At 46.0% G+C, this 17,625-nt stretch carries 15 protein-coding genes and 1 pseudogene; 1 reads left to right on the top strand and 15 read right to left on the bottom strand.

What is annotated here, in order from left to right:
• Positions 1 to 27: 27 nt before the first annotated feature.
• From H8744_RS17405 to H8744_RS18965, 3 genes and pseudogenes are all read right to left on the bottom strand, one after another.
• Positions 28 to 1,038, bottom strand: coding sequence for a DUF5119 domain-containing protein (locus tag H8744_RS17405; RefSeq protein ID WP_262436059.1), 1,011 nt, complete (start codon positions 1,036 to 1,038; stop codon positions 28 to 30).
• 17 nt (positions 1,039 to 1,055) lie between these two features.
• Positions 1,056 to 2,327: a DUF3575 domain-containing protein gene (locus H8744_RS17400; RefSeq protein WP_262436058.1), complete on the bottom strand. Its 1,272-nt coding sequence runs from the start codon at positions 2,325 to 2,327 to the stop codon at positions 1,056 to 1,058.
• Positions 2,328 to 2,585: 258 nt separating this feature from the next.
• Positions 2,586 to 3,179 (bottom strand): annotated as a pseudogene (locus tag H8744_RS18965) (phage integrase SAM-like domain-containing protein); the annotation flags it as partial.
• A gap of 166 nt (positions 3,180 to 3,345) precedes the next feature.
• Here H8744_RS18965 and H8744_RS17390 point away from each other — a divergent pair.
• Positions 3,346 to 3,573 (top strand): hypothetical protein, encoded by a 228-nt coding sequence (locus H8744_RS17390; RefSeq protein WP_262436056.1) that lies wholly within the window; start codon positions 3,346 to 3,348, stop codon positions 3,571 to 3,573.
• Between the two features lie 968 nt (positions 3,574 to 4,541).
• On the opposite strand, the gene H8744_RS17385 is transcribed toward H8744_RS17390, so the two are convergent.
• The 12 genes from H8744_RS17385 to H8744_RS17330 all read right to left on the bottom strand — a co-directional run bounded on the left by H8744_RS17385 (position 4,542) and on the right by H8744_RS17330 (position 17,464).
• Positions 4,542 to 5,372, bottom strand: coding sequence for a transporter substrate-binding domain-containing protein (locus tag H8744_RS17385; RefSeq protein WP_262436055.1), 831 nt, complete (start codon positions 5,370 to 5,372; stop codon positions 4,542 to 4,544).
• Positions 5,373 to 5,386: 14 nt separating this feature from the next.
• Positions 5,387 to 7,450, bottom strand: a complete 2,064-nt coding sequence (locus H8744_RS17380) for a putative porin (RefSeq protein ID WP_262436054.1) — start codon at positions 7,448 to 7,450, stop codon at positions 5,387 to 5,389.
• A 252-nt stretch (positions 7,451 to 7,702) separates the two neighbouring features.
• On the bottom strand, positions 7,703 to 8,245 hold the full coding sequence (locus H8744_RS17375; protein ID WP_262436053.1) for a 2-oxoacid:ferredoxin oxidoreductase subunit gamma family protein: 543 nt from the start codon (positions 8,243 to 8,245) through the stop codon (positions 7,703 to 7,705).
• 19 nt (positions 8,246 to 8,264) lie between these two features.
• A complete protein-coding gene (locus tag H8744_RS17370; protein ID WP_262436052.1) occupies positions 8,265 to 9,029 on the bottom strand; it encodes a thiamine pyrophosphate-dependent enzyme in 765 nt (254 codons plus the stop codon).
• Between the two features lie 194 nt (positions 9,030 to 9,223).
• The gene (locus H8744_RS17365) at positions 9,224 to 10,306 is read right to left on the bottom strand and encodes a 3-methyl-2-oxobutanoate dehydrogenase subunit VorB (protein WP_262436051.1); all 1,083 of its coding nucleotides are present in this window, start codon (positions 10,304 to 10,306) and stop codon (positions 9,224 to 9,226) included.
• Positions 10,307 to 10,317: 11 nt separating this feature from the next.
• A complete protein-coding gene (locus tag H8744_RS17360; RefSeq protein ID WP_262436050.1) occupies positions 10,318 to 10,545 on the bottom strand; it encodes a 4Fe-4S dicluster domain-containing protein in 228 nt (75 codons plus the stop codon).
• Positions 10,546 to 10,566: 21 nt separating this feature from the next.
• The gene (locus H8744_RS17355; protein ID WP_262436049.1) at positions 10,567 to 10,845 is read right to left on the bottom strand and encodes a tetratricopeptide repeat protein; all 279 of its coding nucleotides are present in this window, start codon (positions 10,843 to 10,845) and stop codon (positions 10,567 to 10,569) included.
• A gap of 290 nt (positions 10,846 to 11,135) precedes the next feature.
• Positions 11,136 to 11,570 (bottom strand): ribose 5-phosphate isomerase B, encoded by a 435-nt coding sequence (rpiB, locus tag H8744_RS17350; protein WP_262436048.1) that lies wholly within the window; start codon positions 11,568 to 11,570, stop codon positions 11,136 to 11,138.
• Complete coding sequence (locus H8744_RS17345; RefSeq protein WP_262436047.1) at positions 11,570 to 13,579, bottom strand: transketolase family protein; 2,010 nt, start codon at positions 13,577 to 13,579, stop codon at positions 11,570 to 11,572. The genes rpiB and H8744_RS17345 overlap by 1 nt, the downstream gene beginning before the upstream one ends.
• Before the next feature lie 215 nt (positions 13,580 to 13,794).
• Positions 13,795 to 14,949, bottom strand: a complete 1,155-nt coding sequence (gene galK, locus H8744_RS17340) for a galactokinase (RefSeq protein ID WP_262436046.1) — start codon at positions 14,947 to 14,949, stop codon at positions 13,795 to 13,797.
• Between the two features lie 48 nt (positions 14,950 to 14,997).
• Positions 14,998 to 16,317 carry an MFS transporter gene (locus tag H8744_RS17335; protein ID WP_262436045.1) on the bottom strand — a complete coding sequence of 440 codons (1,320 nt, stop codon included), beginning with the start codon at positions 16,315 to 16,317 and terminating at the stop codon, positions 14,998 to 15,000.
• A 49-nt stretch (positions 16,318 to 16,366) separates the two neighbouring features.
• The gene (locus H8744_RS17330; protein WP_262436044.1) at positions 16,367 to 17,464 is read right to left on the bottom strand and encodes an aldose epimerase family protein; all 1,098 of its coding nucleotides are present in this window, start codon (positions 17,462 to 17,464) and stop codon (positions 16,367 to 16,369) included.
• Positions 17,465 to 17,625: the final 161 nt, after the last annotated feature.

Below are 17,625 nucleotides of genomic sequence, written 5' to 3'. Positions count from 1 at the left end.
AAAATATATATACCGTAAAATGTCGAATTACATATGTATATCCTCGTTGACCTCCTGCCAGTCGTCCACCGAGGGGTCTATATTATCGCCACCGATGGGTTGCGGAAGGTCGAGGCCGTCGATAATGATATGCACATGCTTCCCGTCGGATGCGGAATGCACCTGATCCGTCACGTTGAAGCGTCCGCTTTCGGTCCCGTAACAGTATTTCGAACCGTCGTCCATCCACACGTAAAGTAGCATGCGGTGCGGTGCAGCGTTCTCCTCATGATGTCCGAACGTGAAGAACCTCCCCACGATGGTTGACTCGTCACCGGCATGGGCCTCGAACGGTATGGTCACGCATTCCCGCCCGAGCGATTCGTCACAGAACAGCAGCGAGGATGCCATGCCCGAAAGCGAGCCACACATCTGGGATACATGTTCCAGCCCTTTCACATGGCGGATTTCATACGTGTAGGTACATGTCAACTCGTGAGGATAGAGCGTCATGGCCTGCTCGTCATGCACCGGCCGCCTCCCTGTCCATTCCTCCTTCCCGCTTTCGGGGATGCAAACATAACTGGTGCCGTTTTCGGAAATCTCCACTTCCGTGGCCGTGCAACCCCATAGCATGTCGGGGCTGATGACGACACGCTCGTCTTCCGCATCTTCCGCACGGGGTACCGTGTTCCCCGCGGAACTGCCATAGACGCTTTCAAAAAGGTCACCTTCGCGGGTGAACGCTTCATGAGTGCCGAAACCCTCCGTCCCACGCAGGAGTACCACCTCCGTATCGTTGTTGTAGCAGAACACCCGGTACCTTCCTACCCGTATCTCTATCTCCCCTCCCGTCTTTCCGGCAAAGTCGAAACGGCGCACGGGCGCGTCCTCCCCCTCCTCCGGGTAGAAGAACACGCACATGCCATCCGGGGCGGCATCGGGAGCGTCACGCCAGTCAAACCCCAGCCTGATTGTAGCCGTGTGCGGATGGTGGTAGCACAGTTCCTTGTGCTTGCAGGAAGAAAAGGCGAACACCGCCAGTACAAACATTATCATACATAGTCCTTTCCGTCTCATCTTCCCCCTCCTTTCTCCCCGTTGTAATTGCCACAGCCGATAAGCCAGACGAGCGACACTTCGGCCTTGGTCGGCCCGAGCCAGTGCCGCTGTCTGGTGGACTGCCACACGTAGCAGTCGTCCACGGGCTTGTACTCGTGGTAGGTTCCGCCCCAGTAGCCCACACCGATGGTGAAGTCGACGTTCAGCCTCCGGGCGACGGGAAGCGAGTAGCCGTATTCCACGCCCGCAGCGTAGTTCATCCTGCCCCAAAGTGTGCCACCGGGCCTGCCGCCCATGTAACCACGGCCTCCCGTCTCGAAGTCGTAGGTGAATATCTGCCCGTAAATGCCGAGGTGGTGGCCGGTGAGCGGTTTTTCCCTGGCAGCCCCGCCGAACCATTTGCGCACGGCGATGTCACCCCCGTAGACACGCCAGTACCAATGGCGACGGTCTCTCTTCCACCAGCCGTACATCCAGTTTGCGGCAAAAGACCAGGCCTTGCCAAGATAAAATTCGATCCCGACATTCGGTACCAACAGTGCGCCATAGAGCATGTTTGTCCGTACATCGATGTAGAAAGGCTTGCAGGGCGGACACTGTGCGATATAGATGGTGTCATGCACGAAAACCGTATCCACCCGGGGGAGCATGACTTCCGCTTTCGGTGCGGGTATGGGAGCTGCCGGGTTGCATACTTTCTCGTACCACAGGTAGAGTTGCGAGGCGCGGAGTTTGGGAAAAAGATTTTTATACATGTAATGATAAGGCACACCGCTGCGCAACCGCCGCATCCGACCCAAATGGTCACCTTTCATGTCGCTGTTCCCTTGCGTCTCCCCGACAATCTCACGCAACAGGGCCAGGGTTTCCTCCCTGTAAGGCACTTCCGGATCATTCTCCACCAGACGGGCCAGACCGTCCCAGTCACGTCCGAGAAAGTCGGTCATCTTCAATGAATCCGGCAACGTCCCGTAGCGTGAAAGGTAGTCGAACAACACCCCGGCACGCTTTTCGGACAACCACCTGTTGAGTTTGACACTCCCCTCGGGTGAGGCACCACCCACGACAAGGATCTTTTGCAACCGATAAACGGAGTCGGCGTAACTCGCACGCAGGCTGTCCGCCATCCTGTCCAGCACGGACTGGTTGCCGTTCAGGGAAGGGACAAGGTCTATCCTCCCCTGCCGGAAGTATATCTTCACGGAATCTCGTACCTCATGCACGGTCTGTGCCGACAGACAGCCGCCATAGAATGCCAATGCCGTGAGAAACAATTTCTTTATCATATCTGTATGTCCTTTCAGTCCGTCTCCTTGAAAGAGACGGACCGAAACGTACATCACTGTATATTAGAGTCCCCCAGGTGGCGTTGCGGTGTTTTTGCTAAATAAGTTATGCCTCAGGGAGAGCAAACCCAAAAAAGTTTGATCAATCCTTTTTAGTTTACAGTATTTTGCATACCTTTGCAGCGACAAATACGTCTCTTTCAAGGAGTTGAAGCGTCCCGTCAGGCAATCCGAAGCCCAGCCCGCACTGAATATTCCCTACAAATCCTTAAGGATTAGCTCGTTCGCCCTGTCTATCACGGAAGTGTCGAGCGAGGCGAGATAGATCTGCGTGGTCGTCTCCGAATCGTGCCCCATCCCCTCGCTGATGATTGACAGCGGGATGTTCATGCGCCTGGCTATGCTTGCCCATGAATGCCTGCTGACATACATCGTCAGCGGTACGGCAAGACCGGCCCTCTCCGCCACTTCCTTCAACTTGCGGTTGACAAGGTGCAGGGCATTCTCGTACTGCCTCCTTTCAGGGACGGCCGGATCAGTTATCACCGGCAACAGGTATTCCGTGGTCACATTGGGATGCCTCTTCACGATCTCTTGCATGCAGACCTCCCACTTCATATGCAGTCGCTGTCCGGTCTTCTTCCTGCGATAGGACAGGAGGCCATTCTTCAGGTCGGACTTCTTAAGGTAGGCCTCATATTCCCCCATCAGACCGGAGTCGATCTCATCGGACGGTACATCATGGCCTTTCCTAAATCGTATGAAGCTGTTCAATGCCGCTGTGTAGGTTTTCGATGTGCGTGTCTTGCCCAACTGTTCCAGACGGGCGATAACCTTTCCCATGAAACGGAAATCAGTAACCGTACCTATTATCTGCCCGAAGGCGTGGAACGTGCCGTCACGAGGGTGGAGGACAGACGCAGGGAAGCCCGTTACAAAGGACAGGCCATTTGAAAGAAGAACTAATGTATCACTAAATCCGAATGAACCATGTACAACGAACTGAAAACAAAAGAAGATGCGTGGAGGCAAGTCCGTCCACGAGAGTATCGACCGGCTGTCGGTCTTGGTTGACGCTATCCCCAAAGACGGTGTGGGCTTGCTGAAAGAGGACGAATATCTGTGCAACAAGGAAATGTCCCGGCTGTTGGAAGTGAGCTGCAGGACTTTGAGCGAATATTGTGGCAGGCTTCCTTATTGCATTCTTGGCAATAAGGTGCTGTATAAGAGAAGCGAGAGTGAGTAAGTATTGAGGTAGGGGTACAGAGGTATGGACAGGATGAATGGCTACGGCTGATCCTCCATCTTTTTAGAGGGAGTGAAATTTGCCGCTTGCTCATGCCCTTTAAAAAAACAATCCGCCTAAGAAAAAACAGGGATAACATACAACCGATTATCCACACTGCCCTCGTCTTTATTTTCTCCGTCTTTTCCGTCGGTTGTCCATTTCCGTTGCTCGCCTGCTCTTCAAGTACAGACTTGAAAGGGGAAAGGTTTTCGAATGAAATACGCTCGCAGCGAAGCGTAAGGAAGATTTCATCCGAAACGTCTTACCGCCACGACCTTTCAACTTTCAACAAACGGCTGTACTTACCTTTGCAGACGAGCTTTCGGAAATGTTTGACCGGCAGAATGGAAAAATTCACTCCGTAGGATGGAAAGAAATCCCAACGAAGTTTTGGCAGTTCCGCAAAATTTGCTACCTTGGCAGTAAGATGAGTTGTATATCAATGCAAATCACGCAAGTATGTAGAAATCAGAACGGTTGCCAACTTATTACCCCGTTTATTGAAAATCTGCACAAACTTCTTATTTTTAGCGAATTATGTAATCCTCCCAAATATTAGGGAATATTTTTTGTCAAGAGCATATTTATTTATTATTAACGCTTGCAGCTCTCCGATTGTGGGGTAAATGTCTGTTTTTGCTTCCTCACCGAGCATGTGCTTCTTCCTCACCGATGAGGGTAGGGTTCCTCACCGATGAAGACGTGCTTCCACACCGATGAAGGTGTATCTCCTCACCGGGAAGAAAAATGTTAATATCCTGTTATAGGGCTTTTGCCGGGGGTGAAAATAAAAAAAGAAGAAAGTGCCGACTTTCTTCTTCCGAGGTATTCTATCTGAATCTATTTTATGAATAACTTGACAAATATACGACATTGAAAAGCGAAAGTCAAGTAAAGTCGCATTTGTTTTAGCTGTTATTGATCGGTTAGTTTTTTCCGTAATACTTCCGGTATATCATTTTGTAGTCTTTTCCTTCCCGGAATCCGGATAACCATGCATTCAGGCTATCGAGCAGTACGGGGGATTGTTTGCTCACTCCCCATGAATAGAATTGGGTGAAGCTGATGGCGGTATTGATATCCAGTTGAGGCAATGAATCTACGGCTGACCGGGCAATACTTTCGTCGCATACTGCATAGTCAATGTCTCCATGCGCTACCAAGGCGATCAGTTGTTCCGATCCGTATTTTTCTATTTCATCAATGTAAATGGTATCGCCTATTTCGTTGCTGAGGTTGCGGATACGTAGAATGGACGGAGAACCTTTCACAACGTGCAATGTCTTTCCAGCAAGGTCGAGTTGACTTTTAATAAAAAGAGAATCTTCTTCGGAAGTTGCTTTCCGTTGCACCAATACTTGTTTGCTCAATATGATGGGAGAGGTGAGTAATAGTGAATCTTTTAGTTCGCTCGTTGCTAATATGCCATAAGCTATAACGTCATATCTTCCGTCTTCAAGACCTTTTAGTCGTTCATTGAAACTCATCACAGGGGTTACTTTCGCCTCTAGTCCCTTGTCACGGGCAAAAGCTTCAATCAGTTCGTAATGGAATCCCGATATGGTATCGCTATCTACATAAAAACTGATCGAGTTGTATTCGGTTGCGGCACGAATTACACCGCTGGCAACAATTTCCGACCAGTCACGCGGTTGTCCGTCAGGCTTCTCCTTTTTTTGCGGCCATAGCAAGAGTGCAACAAAGCAGATGATTCCAATCCACAAATATTTCAGGTATTTCTTTACGGTTGACTTCATAATCGTCTGTACGTTTAATCATAAAAATTCCAAGATACTCCGATTTTCAGTAATCGCGGATTAATCGGGTAATGAGGGGCATAGAATGAATTAGGACGGCTGATCATGCCATCGTTCACATGATACATCATCACATAAATACGAGTACGTTTCAGATGTAAATTGGCATATACATTGACGATGGGATATCCACCGATTTCAACTTGGTCATTTTCCGGTTGGAGGTAAAATTGTCCGGTAGCAGGCATATAGGCGGGCGCATGATATTTAGTGAAATAACGCACGTCTGCTCCTAGCTGTACTGTCAACACTTTTTTCGCCAACTTGGCATCAATATATAAATTGTGATAAAGCGAAAAGTCGGGTAATGGAAGTACGGAACTGTTACTTGACTTTTGCCAAGTCACTTCATTGTCCAAATGGAATATACCGGCACGAAAGTTCTGTGACAAAGTTGCCGAAAGAATCTGTAAGTTTCCCCCATACTGTTCGGGAACAGCGTTCCGGTTGAAGTAAGTATAGTTTTTGATATTTTCCACACCGGCTTTCAAATTCGTCTGCCAATTTTCGATGTTCAGTTCTCCTTCGATGCGGGTACGGAACTCTTTGTCCATATGGTCATTGTCCCAGTAGAAATGTTTGGAGTGGTAATGGCGCATGTAAAATGAAGGAAGCGTATTGCTGACATATGCCCGTGCGATAAGGCTCACGGTATCTTTCCATAAACGGAAATTCAAGTCGAGATCGCCCTTCACATTGAACTGGCCGATGGCTTTTCCAAGGAGGCCGACTTCTCCTGTGGCATGGTAATGGAGGACTTTTCCTTGTCGTTTAGCCAATTCCCCGCCTACGAAAACCTCATTTTCCGTATATTTGTCTTTGCTGACCGAATCTTTGTCCATCAACTCGTATTTACTGAGTTTGTGGGAAATATAGGCAGTCAGTCCTGCTTTGGCATATTTATTAAATCCCTCAAGCAAGGAGATACCCAATGTGTTCTTTACTCCTATGTAGGCTGTAGAGTCATCTATATTCAGATCACCGGGCTTAATGTAAGTGTGCTGGTAGTAATCTTTTAGTTGGTCTTCAGAAGTAAATTTATATTTCGACCATTCTACATTCATAGTATGAATGAAGCTGGTGACAGGTACGAATTCCGTTTTTGCAGGCATCGTGTCATTTTCTGCCTGGGGAAGATCCCGATGGAATCCCAACTTGTATTTTTGTGCCAGAAACACATAACTATCCGTCGTACGGCTGGTTGCCAGACTCATAACAGTCGGCATGGTGGTCGATTCGTAATTTCTGCCGCCATCTGCCGCTGCGTCCGGATCTTTGATATAATTATCATCCGTGATACCACCGTTTTGATTTGCTTTCAGGTAGTTGTAATTATACATTAACGTACCTTCGTACCGGTCGCCCATATAACTTATGAAGGGGGCAGCATTGAAATACGACGTACTTGAATTGTTATAGTACCCTCGTCCGTATAAATAATCTATATTAAAGCCGAATGCGAGCTGCTTGTTGACGTTTACTGAGAAATAAGCCTTGAAACGTTCTTCCCCGTTCACTTTATTGCCGGCCTTGTAATAAGTCAGATTCGTATAAGGAACGTTACTGTTAGTAAAGTTGAACTGGTCAGGGCGAAAAAAGAAGAAAGAGTAAGGCTCCAGGAAGATGGTAGGTTCCGGGTTGTTCCGGTCGAAAAATATCCGAGATTGCCGGGGAGCCCCCAAATTGGCGAGGTAATTGTAATGTCCTGTCATACCTTCCGTCAAGTTGGTATTCTGGAAATTGATATGCGCTGTGTCGGCTGGCAGGCGGGTTACATTTCCCAGATTCTCACTGATTCGCCACATATAAAGCGTCGGAGCTAAACCTTGTATTTCTACGTTTGAAGAATCGGGATTTTGTGGTAACATAGCCGGATCTATCGGATTACCGTTCCGATCCACGATGTTACCGAATTCATCTTTACGGGTACCGTAGGGATTGTTAGGATCGACTTGTGCTTGGGTAGCAAGTTGTCCAACAATAAAAAGTAGTATATATGTAAGTAAGATTCGTCTCATAATTAGGCGCAAAGATACTTACTAAAATTGAGAATTAGGAATCAACCTTAGTGAAATATTATAGAATAATGTATCATCGAAGTTAATACAGGACACATGCAGACAGCAAAAGCCACTATCTTTATACAACATTTTGAACACAGGTTTTACGGATTGAAACGGTTCTTGATTGACTAAAACCGTGAAAATAATGCATCCCGTGTCTAAATGATTGCAGACAGTGGCTTTTACACCCTTTTAATATCCAATTAACTAAACTTCCTTGATAAGTTCCATTCCTTTCTTGATAGCCTCTTCATTCATTGGTATCAAGTGGTGATGGCGTTCGGGAAGAGTTTTCTTCAGTCCTTTGATAACATTTTCAAGTGTAACCATCGGGCAAAGTTTCAACAACCCACCCAGTACGATCATGTTGAATGCCTTGGCGTTTTTCATTTCATTGGCTGCATCCATGGCATCGATGCGGTAAACCTTGATATCCTTACGGGTAGGAGGCTGGATAATACCATATCCGTCATAAATCAGGATACCGCCCGGTTTGATACGGCTTTCGAATTTTTCTAAGGAAGGTTGGTTCAATATGATGGCAGCGTCATACTTACTAAGGATCGGTGAAGAGATTTTGTCGTCACTTACAATAACGGTTACATTGGCAGTACCACCGCGTTGTTCCGGTCCGTATGCCGGCATCCAGGTAACTTCTTTGCCTTCCATTAATCCCGAGTATGCTAAAATCTTTCCCATGGACAATACACCTTGTCCACCGAATCCTGCTATGATGATTTCTTCTTTCATTGTTCTTTCGTTTTTAGCATTATTCTTTATCTTTCAAGTCTCCAAGCGGATAGAACGGGAACATATTCTCTTCCATCCATTTGTTTGCTTTTTCCGGAGTCATTTTCCAGCCGGAGCTACATGTAGAGACGATTTCTACCAAATTGGAACCTTTACCGGCCATTGAGTTTTCAAAAGCTTTGCGAATCGCTTTTTTGGCTTTACGGATAGCCGGAACAGTCTGTACGGATTGGCGTGTTACGTAGGCAGTACCTTCCAGTTGTGCAGCGATTTCCGTAATTTTCAGAGGATACCCATGGATGGTTACGTCACGTCCGTAAGGACAAGTTGCCGTTTTCATGCCTACAAGGGTAGTAGGTGCCATTTGACCACCTGTCATACCATAGATGGCGTTGTTTATGAAAATGATAGTGATATTTTCGCCACGGTTCAAGGCATGAATTGTTTCGGCCGTACCGATACAAGCCAAGTCACCATCTCCTTGATAAGTGAATACCAAGCGGTCGGGCCACAAGCGTTTGATTGCTGTTGCCACTGCAGGGGCGCGTCCGTGGGCAGCTTCCTGCCAGTCGATATCGAGGTAGTTGTAGATGAAAACAGCACAACCTACCGGAGAGATACCTATAGACTTGTTTTCCAGTCCCATCTCTTCAATAACCTCGGCAATGAGTTTGTGTACCACACCGTGACTGCAACCCGGACAGTAGTGCATGGCATTATCGTTCATCAGAGTCGGTTTTTTATAAACCAGATTCTCGGGCTTGATTATTTCTTCTTTAGTCATAACTTCTTCTCCTTATCTGTTGGTGAATCGTATAAAAAATTCCATTAGCTTGACGAAAATAGCCGCGCCGCAGACGTAAATGAATATTTTGAAATCGTCCACCGCAAAGTAGACGATGATAGTTGCCAGTGCAAGTATCATAAACAGGATATTCAATACGTTTCTTATTTTATCAGGATTCATCGTTTTCGTAGTTATTTTATTATTTTCTCTTTAAGGGCTACCACAATCTCGTCCGGATCGGGTACGATGCCACCGAGACGACCGAAGTGTTCAACTTTCACTTTTCCGTTGACAGCTAAGCGTACATCTTCTATCATCTGTCCGGCGTTCAGCTCTGTAACGAGCATGCCCTTTACTTTATTGGCATATTCTGCAATGGCTTTTGTCGGGAACGGCCATAAGGTGATAGGACGAAGCATACCCACCTTGATGCCTTCTTCGCGTGCGAGTTCCATCGCTTTCTGCCCGATACGTGCCATTGACCCGAACGCTACGATCAAGTATTCAGCGTCTTCGCAATCTATTTCTTCAAAACGTACTTCGTTTTCTTCGATAACACGATATTTCGCTTGGAAGCGGATGTTGTTCTTTTCCATCTCTTCGGAACGGAGTTCAAGAGAAGTAATGATGTTAGGCTTGCGTCCATCGGTTCTTCCGGTTGTAGCCCATGGGCATTGTGCGATGACTTCCGCTTCTGTGCGGCGTGGTTTTGCAGGAGGTAAAACAACCTTCTCCATCATCTGTCCGATCACACCGTCAGCCAAGATGATTGCCGGATTACGGTATTTGAATGCGAGTTCGAAAGCCAGACCTACGAAATCTGCCATTTCCTGTACAGAAGCCGGAGCCAGCGCAATCAGCTTATAGTCACCATGCCCACCGCCTTTTACTGTTTGGAAATAGTCCGCCTGGCTTGGTTGGATAGTTCCCAGACCGGGACCGCCACGCATCACATTGACAATCAGACAAGGGAGTTCGGCACCTGCCAGATAAGAGACACCTTCCTGTTTCAGGCTGACACCGGGACTTGAGGAAGAGGTCAATACCATTTTACCACTTCCGGCACCGCCATATACCATATTGATAGCTGCCACTTCACTTTCTGCCTGAAGTACTACCATACCTGTGGTTTCCCACGGTTTTAGTTCGGCCAGTGTTTCCAACACCTCCGATTGCGGAGTAATAGGATAACCGAAATATCCGTCGGCACCACAGCGGATAGCTGCATGGGCGATGGCTTCGTTACCTTTCATTAATACAACTTCTTCTGCCATATTCGTTTCTTTTATTCACATTTAACTTTATACACTGAGATACATCCGTCCGGGCAGACCGTTGCACACGAGCTGCATCCGTTGCAGGTATCTTCCAATACTTGGTGGGCATAGTTATACCCCTTCACATTCACCTCTTTAGTGAGTGCGATAACATTGAGCGGACAAGCCACCACACACAGATTGCAGCCTTTGCAACGCTCCGTGTCGACTACGATTGCTCCTTTAATTTTTGCCATAATCTATCGATTTTATTACGTTTATTGATTATACATATCTTTATGATAGAATTCGAGGATGTCCATAACCATCTTGCGTGCCTCAAAGGCGGGGCCGTCCGGATTGAGATGGATAGCAGATTGGTAATTGTTGAGAGCTTGTTGCCAATTGCCCTGTTTTCGGTAGGCATTCCCCAGCAAATAGTAGGCTTCATCTTTATCGACGGAATTGTCATTGTTGAGATATTCGTTGAGTGCCGATATAGCTTTGTCTACATTTCCCTGGATGATATACTCTCTTATGGTATTCAGTTGTTCCATATATTCTGAATTTCCTGTTTAATGTGTTACAAAGATAGTTTTTATTTGCATATACTCTTCAACTCTACCCGGAAAAATGAGTAAAAAGTGCAATTATTTTTGGGGTGGAGGGGTGTTTTAGTAACAATATGCTATAAAAGATGTTTTATAGCAGTAAAAAACTTGCGACTATGGCTTTCTTTCTTCTGTTTGGACCTCTCTTTTTTGACGTTATGATTTTGGGCTAAATGAAAAAGCTGCTTTCCCATTTAAGGAAAAACAGCTTTTCTTTGTTGTTGTTGAGAACCGTTTTATTTTACCGGAATCTTATCTATTCTTCTCTGGTGTCTGCCACCTTCGAATGAAGTTGAGAAGAATTCGGTCAAGATCATATCCGCTTCTGCAGTGCTTATGTATCGTCCGGGCATTACAAGGATATTGGCATCATTGTGCAGGCGAGCCATGTGGGCAATTTCTGCATTCCAACAAAGTGCGGCACGGATTCCCTGATGTTTGTTCAGTGTCATACCGATTCCGTTACCGGTTCCACAGATTGCAATTCCGGGATCACACTCACCCGATTCTACGGCCAATGCCAAAGGGTGTGCATAATCAGGGTAATCACAGCTTTCAGTGGAATAAGTTCCGAAATCTTTGTATTCCAGTCCTTTTGCCTGTAACCATCCTTTTACAAATTCTTTCAGTTCAAAACCCGCGTGGTCACAACATAATCCGACTATTTTCATTACAGCATTTCTTTTACCTGTTTGTACACATTTTCAGCGGTAAAGCCTAATTTCTCGTCCAATACTTTGTAAGGTGCCGAGAATCCGAACGATTCAAGCCCGAATACTTTTCCGTTAGCACCCACGAGTCCTTGCAAGTTAACCGGTAGGCCGGCAGTCAAACCGAATATTTTTGCACCTGTCGGTAAAATAGATTCCTGATATGCTTTATCTTGACTGCGGAACAGACCTTCGGACGGTACGGAAACGATACGAACTTTCACTCCGTCTTTACGAAGAAGTTCCGCACCTGCTACCAGAGTAGCTACTTCCGAACCGGATGCTACAAGAATAACGTCCGGGGTTTCATCAGCACCTGCTATGATGTATGCACCTTTAGCTACTTGGGGATAATCGGTTCCGGTGGGCAGGTTCGTGATGTTCTGGCGAGAGAAGATCAATGCTGTAGGAGTATAGACATTTTCCATGGCCAGTTTCCATGCGATAGTCGTCTCTTCGGCATCTGCCGGGCGAAGTACAAGCATGGAATTATGACCTTTATGGTTTTTCAATTTCTCCATCAGGCGGATTTGTGCTTCTTGCTCTACGGGTTCGTGAGTCGGTCCGTCTTCACCTACACGGAAGGCATCATGCGACCAGATGAATTTTACTGGCTGTTCCATTAGAGCAGCCATCCGGATAGCCGGTTTCATGTAGTCGGAGAATACGAAGAATGTTGCACATGCCGGAATTACGCCACCATGAAGGGACATACCGATACAAACGCATGCCATGCTTAGCTCTGAAACGCCTGCTTGGAAGAAAGCGCCACTGAAATCTCCGCGTTTGAAAGCATGTGTCTTTTTCAGGAAACCGTCTGTCTTGTCGGAATTGGAAAGGTCGGCAGAAGCTACTACCATGTTTTCAACCTGTGTGGCAAGTGCGCCCAATACTACTGCTGATGCGGCACGGGTTGCTACATCGGCTTTTTGTTGGATAGCATCCCAATTTACTTTCGGGGCTTTTCCGGAGAAGAATTCTGCTAACTTGGCTGCAAGTTCCGGATTCTCTTTTGCCCATTCTGCTTTAGCAGCATATTTCTCGGCTACGATCTTTTTCAGATCTTCGGCACGTTTTGCATACAGTTCGGCAACTTCCGGGAAAATGGTAAACGGATCTTCAGGATTACCACCCAGGTTCTTGATTGTATTGATATATGCCTCACCGCCTAACGGAGCGCCATGTGTCGCACAATCGGCTTCATAACTGCTACCGTCCGCTTTGCGGGCTCCTTTGCCCATTGTTGTTTTACCGATGATCAGAGTCGGGCGTTCCATTTCGGCTTTTGCCTCTTTAAGTGCGGAACGGATGGCGTCCGGATCGTTACCGTTGATTTCGATTACTTTCCAGTCCCATGCCTTATATTTCATAGATACGTCCTCGATCGTAACATCGCTTGTCTCAGTAGAGAGTTGAATGTCATTGGAGTCATAAAACATGATAAGGTTATCCAACCCTAAGGTTCCGGCAATGCGGCCTGCTCCTTGTGAAATTTCTTCTTGGATGCCACCGTCTGAAATATAAGCATAAATTGTTTGGTTCATCACATCACCGAAACGTGCTTTCAGGAATTTGGCAGCGATGGCTGCACCTACTGCATATGTATGTCCTTGACCGAGCGGTCCCGATGTGTTTTCCACTCCACGCATGATGTCTACTTCAGGATGTCCCGGAGTAGGGCTGCCCCATTGACGGAATTGTTTCAACTCAGCCAGTGTGTATTTTCCGGTTAGAGCCAATACCGAGTAAAGCATCGGTGACATGTGTCCCGGATCGAGGAAGAAACGGTCCCGACCTTCCCAACGGGGATGTTGTGGATCATATACTAAGAACTCAGAGAAGAGTACGTTTATAAAGTCTGCACCTCCCATAGCGCCGCCCGGATGACCGGAATTGGCTTTTTCAACCATTGACGCAGCGAGGATACGGATGTTATCCGCTGCACGGTTCATAAGTTTACTTTCGTTCATATTTATATGCATTAAGTATTCATATTTTTGCAAAGATAAGTTTTTAACGTTAATTATCAACCATAAAAAGGAGGCTTTTTTCAATCTTTGTTTCTATGCTGAAGAGAGGCTTTGTTTATGGGGACAATAACGATTTATCTTTTTGTCAAGCATACAACAAAAAGAGAGGCATATCTGTTTAGGATACGCCTCTCTTTAAAGAATATGTTCTTGTTTTAAACGAGTCTTCTTGAACCGTCACCGATTACGACATCGTATACTTTCGGGCTTCTGCCGAATTTGGCTTTGAAAGCTTCTTTCGCTTTTTCGATGAAGTTGTCGTACAGTTCGTCCTTCACCAGATTGATGGTACATCCACCAAAACCACCGCCCATTACACGTGATCCGGTTACACCGCATTCTTTAGCAAGGTCGTTGAGGAAGTCGAGTTCTTCACAACTCACTTCATACAATTTGCTCATGCCGTGGTGAGTTTCATACATCTTCTGACCAACAGTTTCGTAATCTCCCCTTTCCAATGCGTCACATACATCGAGTACGCGTTGGATTTCTTCGATTACATATTCTGCACGCATATAGTCTTCTTCACTGATGTCGGCTTTGGCTTCCTGAAGCATTTCCATAGTGCAGTCGCGCAGGAATTCTACATGAGGATGCTTCTTTTGGATAGCGGCTACGGCAGCTTCGCAACTCTGACGACGCTTGTTATAGGCGGAAGAAGCCAATTCATGTTTAACTACCGAGTCAACAAGAACCAGACGATAACCTTCCGGTTTGAAAGGGAAATACTGGTATTCCAATGAACGGCAGTCCAGGCGAATCAGGCTGCCTTCTTTTCCGAATACGGAAGCGAATTGATCCATGATACCGCAATTAACGCCACAATAGTTATGTTCTGTTGCCTGGCCCACTTTTGCCAGTTCAAACTTATCAATTTTATTATCACCGAACAGTTCGTTCAAAGCAAAAGCATATGTGCTTTCCAGTGCTGCTGAAGAAGACATGCCGGCTCCCAAAGGAACATCGCCTGAAAAAGCAGTATTAAATCCTTTCACGTCTACTCCGCGCTTGATCATTTCACGGCAAACACCGAAAATGTATCTCGCCCAACTTGCTTTCGGAGCATCTTCTTCATTCAAGCCGAAAGATACATAATCTTTCAGGTCGATGGAATATGCATTGACAGTTTGAGTTCCGTTAGGTTTGATTTCGGCAATCATGCCTTTATCGATAGCTCCGGGGAATACGAATCCGCCATTATAGTCAGTGTGTTCGCCGATTAGGTTGATACGGCCCGGAGAAGCATATACGAATCCTGTAGTTCCGTCAAAGTGTTTGATAAAACGACTTCTTACGTGTTCTATATCCATGATAAATGTTTATTTAAAGGGTTAATAAATATAAGTTTGTTTATCTATTTATTCAACGGGAATATTCTTGTTTACATTCTTACAACCGATCAGTGCATAATATAAGATGTAAGCGACACCGGCAAAGATTACCCAGAAACTTGCCATATAACTGCTTGTAACATCGGCTACACCACCTTGGATCAACGGAAGGATACCGCCACCGCAAACCATTACCATAAAGATACCGGATGCCATTGCCGTGTATTTTCCAAGACCTTCCACGGCAAGGTTGAATATACCACCCCACATGATAGAAGTACAAAGTCCGCAAAGGATGAAGAACATGACACCTACAGGCACGTTAGCCATGCCGAAGCTGATATCTGATTTGAATACCGGCATGTTAACGGTTGCTTCAACCGGTGCAAACATACCGATAAGTAAGAATGCCAATGCAAACAAACATACCGTAGTGATCTGAGTCTTACTTGAGAATTTTGCTCCGAGGGCACCACCGCAAAGACGGCCGATCATCATAAGGAACCAATAAGTGCCGACAATGGAACCTGCGATAGCAGTATTCATTCCAAGACCTTGCGCACCAGTGGCATCTTGAGCAGTAGTGAGGAACAAGTTTACAAAATTAGGAATACCTACCTCGACACCTACATATACGAAAATAGCTACGGTTCCAAGTACGAAATGGCGGAATGACATCGGACTGTGAGTATCTTTAACCTTGTGGTCGGAAGCGTGTTCCATATGTGGTTCGGGAATGCTCATTGAAGACAGCACGATAAACACTACTGCAAAGATACCCATTGCGATGTAAAGAGCCGGATTAGCATCACTGATTCGTGTATCCTGGCTGATGGTACCGATCAGATAACCACCCAATACAGGAACAATTGTAGCAGCGATGGAGTTCAGCGAACCACCGAATTGAATCAACTGATTACCGGTTTTACCGCCACCTCCTAATGTGTTCAACATCGGATTAACAACTGCATTCAGCATACACATGGAGAAACCTGATACGAAAGCACCTGTCAGGTATACCCAGAACGGTGCGAATTCACCTGGCTGGAAAGGCATTTGTCCTGAAAGGAACTGGATGCCTACACCGACGAATCCAACTGCAACGGCAATCAAAGCGGTCTTTTTGTAACCGATTTTCTTTAACATTATACCGGCAGGAAGACCCATAAAAGCATAAGCTATGAAGTTGGCTGCATTTCCTAACTGGGTCATCCAGTTGGGGGCATTGAATTGTTCTTTTACAATAAGTCCGAGAGGATTGGTAAACCCTGTAACGAACGAAATCATTGCGAAGAGGGCGAACATCATTGCAATAGGCAATAGATAGCTCTTTTTCTGTTGTGTCATGGTCTAAAAAAAATTGTTAGTTTATAATATTTAGTTATATTTCTATTGTTTATTTATCAACACCGAATTTGTAGATGGTTACTTGCTGATATTCATCACCCGGAAGCAGTACGGCTGATGGGAAATGGGCTTTATTCGGAGTATCCGGGAAGCATTGGGCTTCAAAACAGATTGCGCTGCGTGCCGGGAAAGTAGCTCCATGCGCTCCTTCAAATCCATTCAACCAGTTGCCGGTGTAAATTTGTAGCCCGGCTTCAGTCGTATAGACTTCCATGTTACGGCCGCTTACGGGATCCGTACACGTTGCGGCCAGGTCGAGTGAACCGGCTTCGGATTTGTTCAGTACATAGCAGTGATCATATCCCGCACCGAAAATCAATTGTTGGAATTTCTCATTGATACGTTCGCCCACTGTGTGTGGTGTGCGGAAATCCATCGGTGTGCCTTCTACTTTGGATATCTCTCCGGTAGGGATGGATACCTCATCGATCGGAGTATAAAAATCGGCGTTGATGGTGACAAGGTTGTTCTCGATTGTCGGAGTGGGGTTGGCAATTCCTGCCAAGTTGAAGAAACCGTGATTTGTCAGGTTTACTATAGTAGCTTTGTCGGTTGTCGCACGGTATTCGATGACCAGTGCATTTTCCTCTTCTTCCAGTCTGTATGTCATTTCTACTTCCAGATTTCCGGGAAAACCTTCTTCTCCGTCGGCAGATACATAGTTGAATATTACAGTACCTTCGTCAACTTGGTCGGCATCCCATACACGTGTATGAAAGCCTGTCGGACCTCCATGTAAAGAGTTGGGGCCGTTGTTGATCGTTAATGAATGATCCTCTCCGTACAGAGTGAATTTCCCTTTAGCGATGCGGTTGCCGTAGCGTCCGATGGTAGTGCTTAAAAACGGTTCGGGACTGTTGATTACGTGATCGATGCTGTCGTGCCCAAGGATGACGTTGGCATACTTCCCGTTTTTATCGGGGACCATAATGGATAGAATGGCGCAACCGTAGTTCGTTACGGCAACTTCCATTCCTTTCTTGTTTTTCAGGATAAATAAGTCAGTCTTCTTATCATTTATATCCTTTTGAAAATCCTTCCGGTTCAGACCGGACAAGTTTCCTTCAGTTGGGAATGTGTTATTCATGTTTGATATATTGAAATTTCTTGCAAATAAAGGCAAATTCTTTCGTACTCCCAAATTATTCATAGTAAATCTGTTTGGGCATTTAGGAAAGTTTAGCGTTTACTTTCCCGTCCATAACTGCTTAGTTTCATCATGAATCGATGTTTTTTGCTTATAATTTG

It is taken from the genome of Jilunia laotingensis (assembly GCF_014385165.1).
Classification (GTDB): Bacteria; Bacteroidota; Bacteroidia; order Bacteroidales; family Bacteroidaceae; genus Bacteroides; species Bacteroides laotingensis.
This window is presented reverse-complemented; position numbering and strand designations above follow the sequence as displayed.

Bases quoted from the DNA above. Each gene is read 5' to 3' on its own strand.
- H8744_RS17385 (WP_262436055.1), bottom strand. From the start codon at position 5,372: ATGAAGTCAACCGTAAAGAAATACCTGAAATATTTGTGGATTGGAATC.
- rpiB (WP_262436048.1), bottom strand. From the start codon at position 11,570: ATGAAAATAGTCGGATTATGTTGTGACCACGCGGGTTTTGAACTGAAA.
- H8744_RS17365 (WP_262436051.1), bottom strand. From the start codon at position 10,306: ATGGCAGAAGAAGTTGTATTAATGAAAGGTAACGAAGCCATCGCCCAT.
- H8744_RS17380 (WP_262436054.1), bottom strand. From the start codon at position 7,450: ATGAGACGAATCTTACTTACATATATACTACTTTTTATTGTTGGACAA.
- galK (WP_262436046.1), bottom strand. From the start codon at position 14,949: ATGGATATAGAACACGTAAGAAGTCGTTTTATCAAACACTTTGACGGA.
- H8744_RS17405 (WP_262436059.1), bottom strand. From the start codon at position 1,038: ATGATAATGTTTGTACTGGCGGTGTTCGCCTTTTCTTCCTGCAAGCAC.
- H8744_RS17335 (WP_262436045.1), bottom strand. From the start codon at position 16,317: ATGACACAACAGAAAAAGAGCTATCTATTGCCTATTGCAATGATGTTC.
- H8744_RS17330 (WP_262436044.1), bottom strand. From the start codon at position 17,464: ATGAATAACACATTCCCAACTGAAGGAAACTTGTCCGGTCTGAACCGG.
- H8744_RS17375 (WP_262436053.1), bottom strand. From the start codon at position 8,245: ATGAAAGAAGAAATCATCATAGCAGGATTCGGTGGACAAGGTGTATTG.
- H8744_RS17370 (WP_262436052.1), bottom strand. From the start codon at position 9,029: ATGACTAAAGAAGAAATAATCAAGCCCGAGAATCTGGTTTATAAAAAA.
- H8744_RS17400 (WP_262436058.1), bottom strand. From the start codon at position 2,327: ATGATAAAGAAATTGTTTCTCACGGCATTGGCATTCTATGGCGGCTGT.
- H8744_RS17355 (WP_262436049.1), bottom strand. From the start codon at position 10,845: ATGGAACAACTGAATACCATAAGAGAGTATATCATCCAGGGAAATGTA.
- H8744_RS17345 (WP_262436047.1), bottom strand. From the start codon at position 13,579: ATGAACGAAAGTAAACTTATGAACCGTGCAGCGGATAACATCCGTATC.
- H8744_RS17360 (WP_262436050.1), bottom strand. From the start codon at position 10,545: ATGGCAAAAATTAAAGGAGCAATCGTAGTCGACACGGAGCGTTGCAAA.
- H8744_RS17390 (WP_262436056.1), top strand. From the start codon at position 3,346: ATGCGTGGAGGCAAGTCCGTCCACGAGAGTATCGACCGGCTGTCGGTC.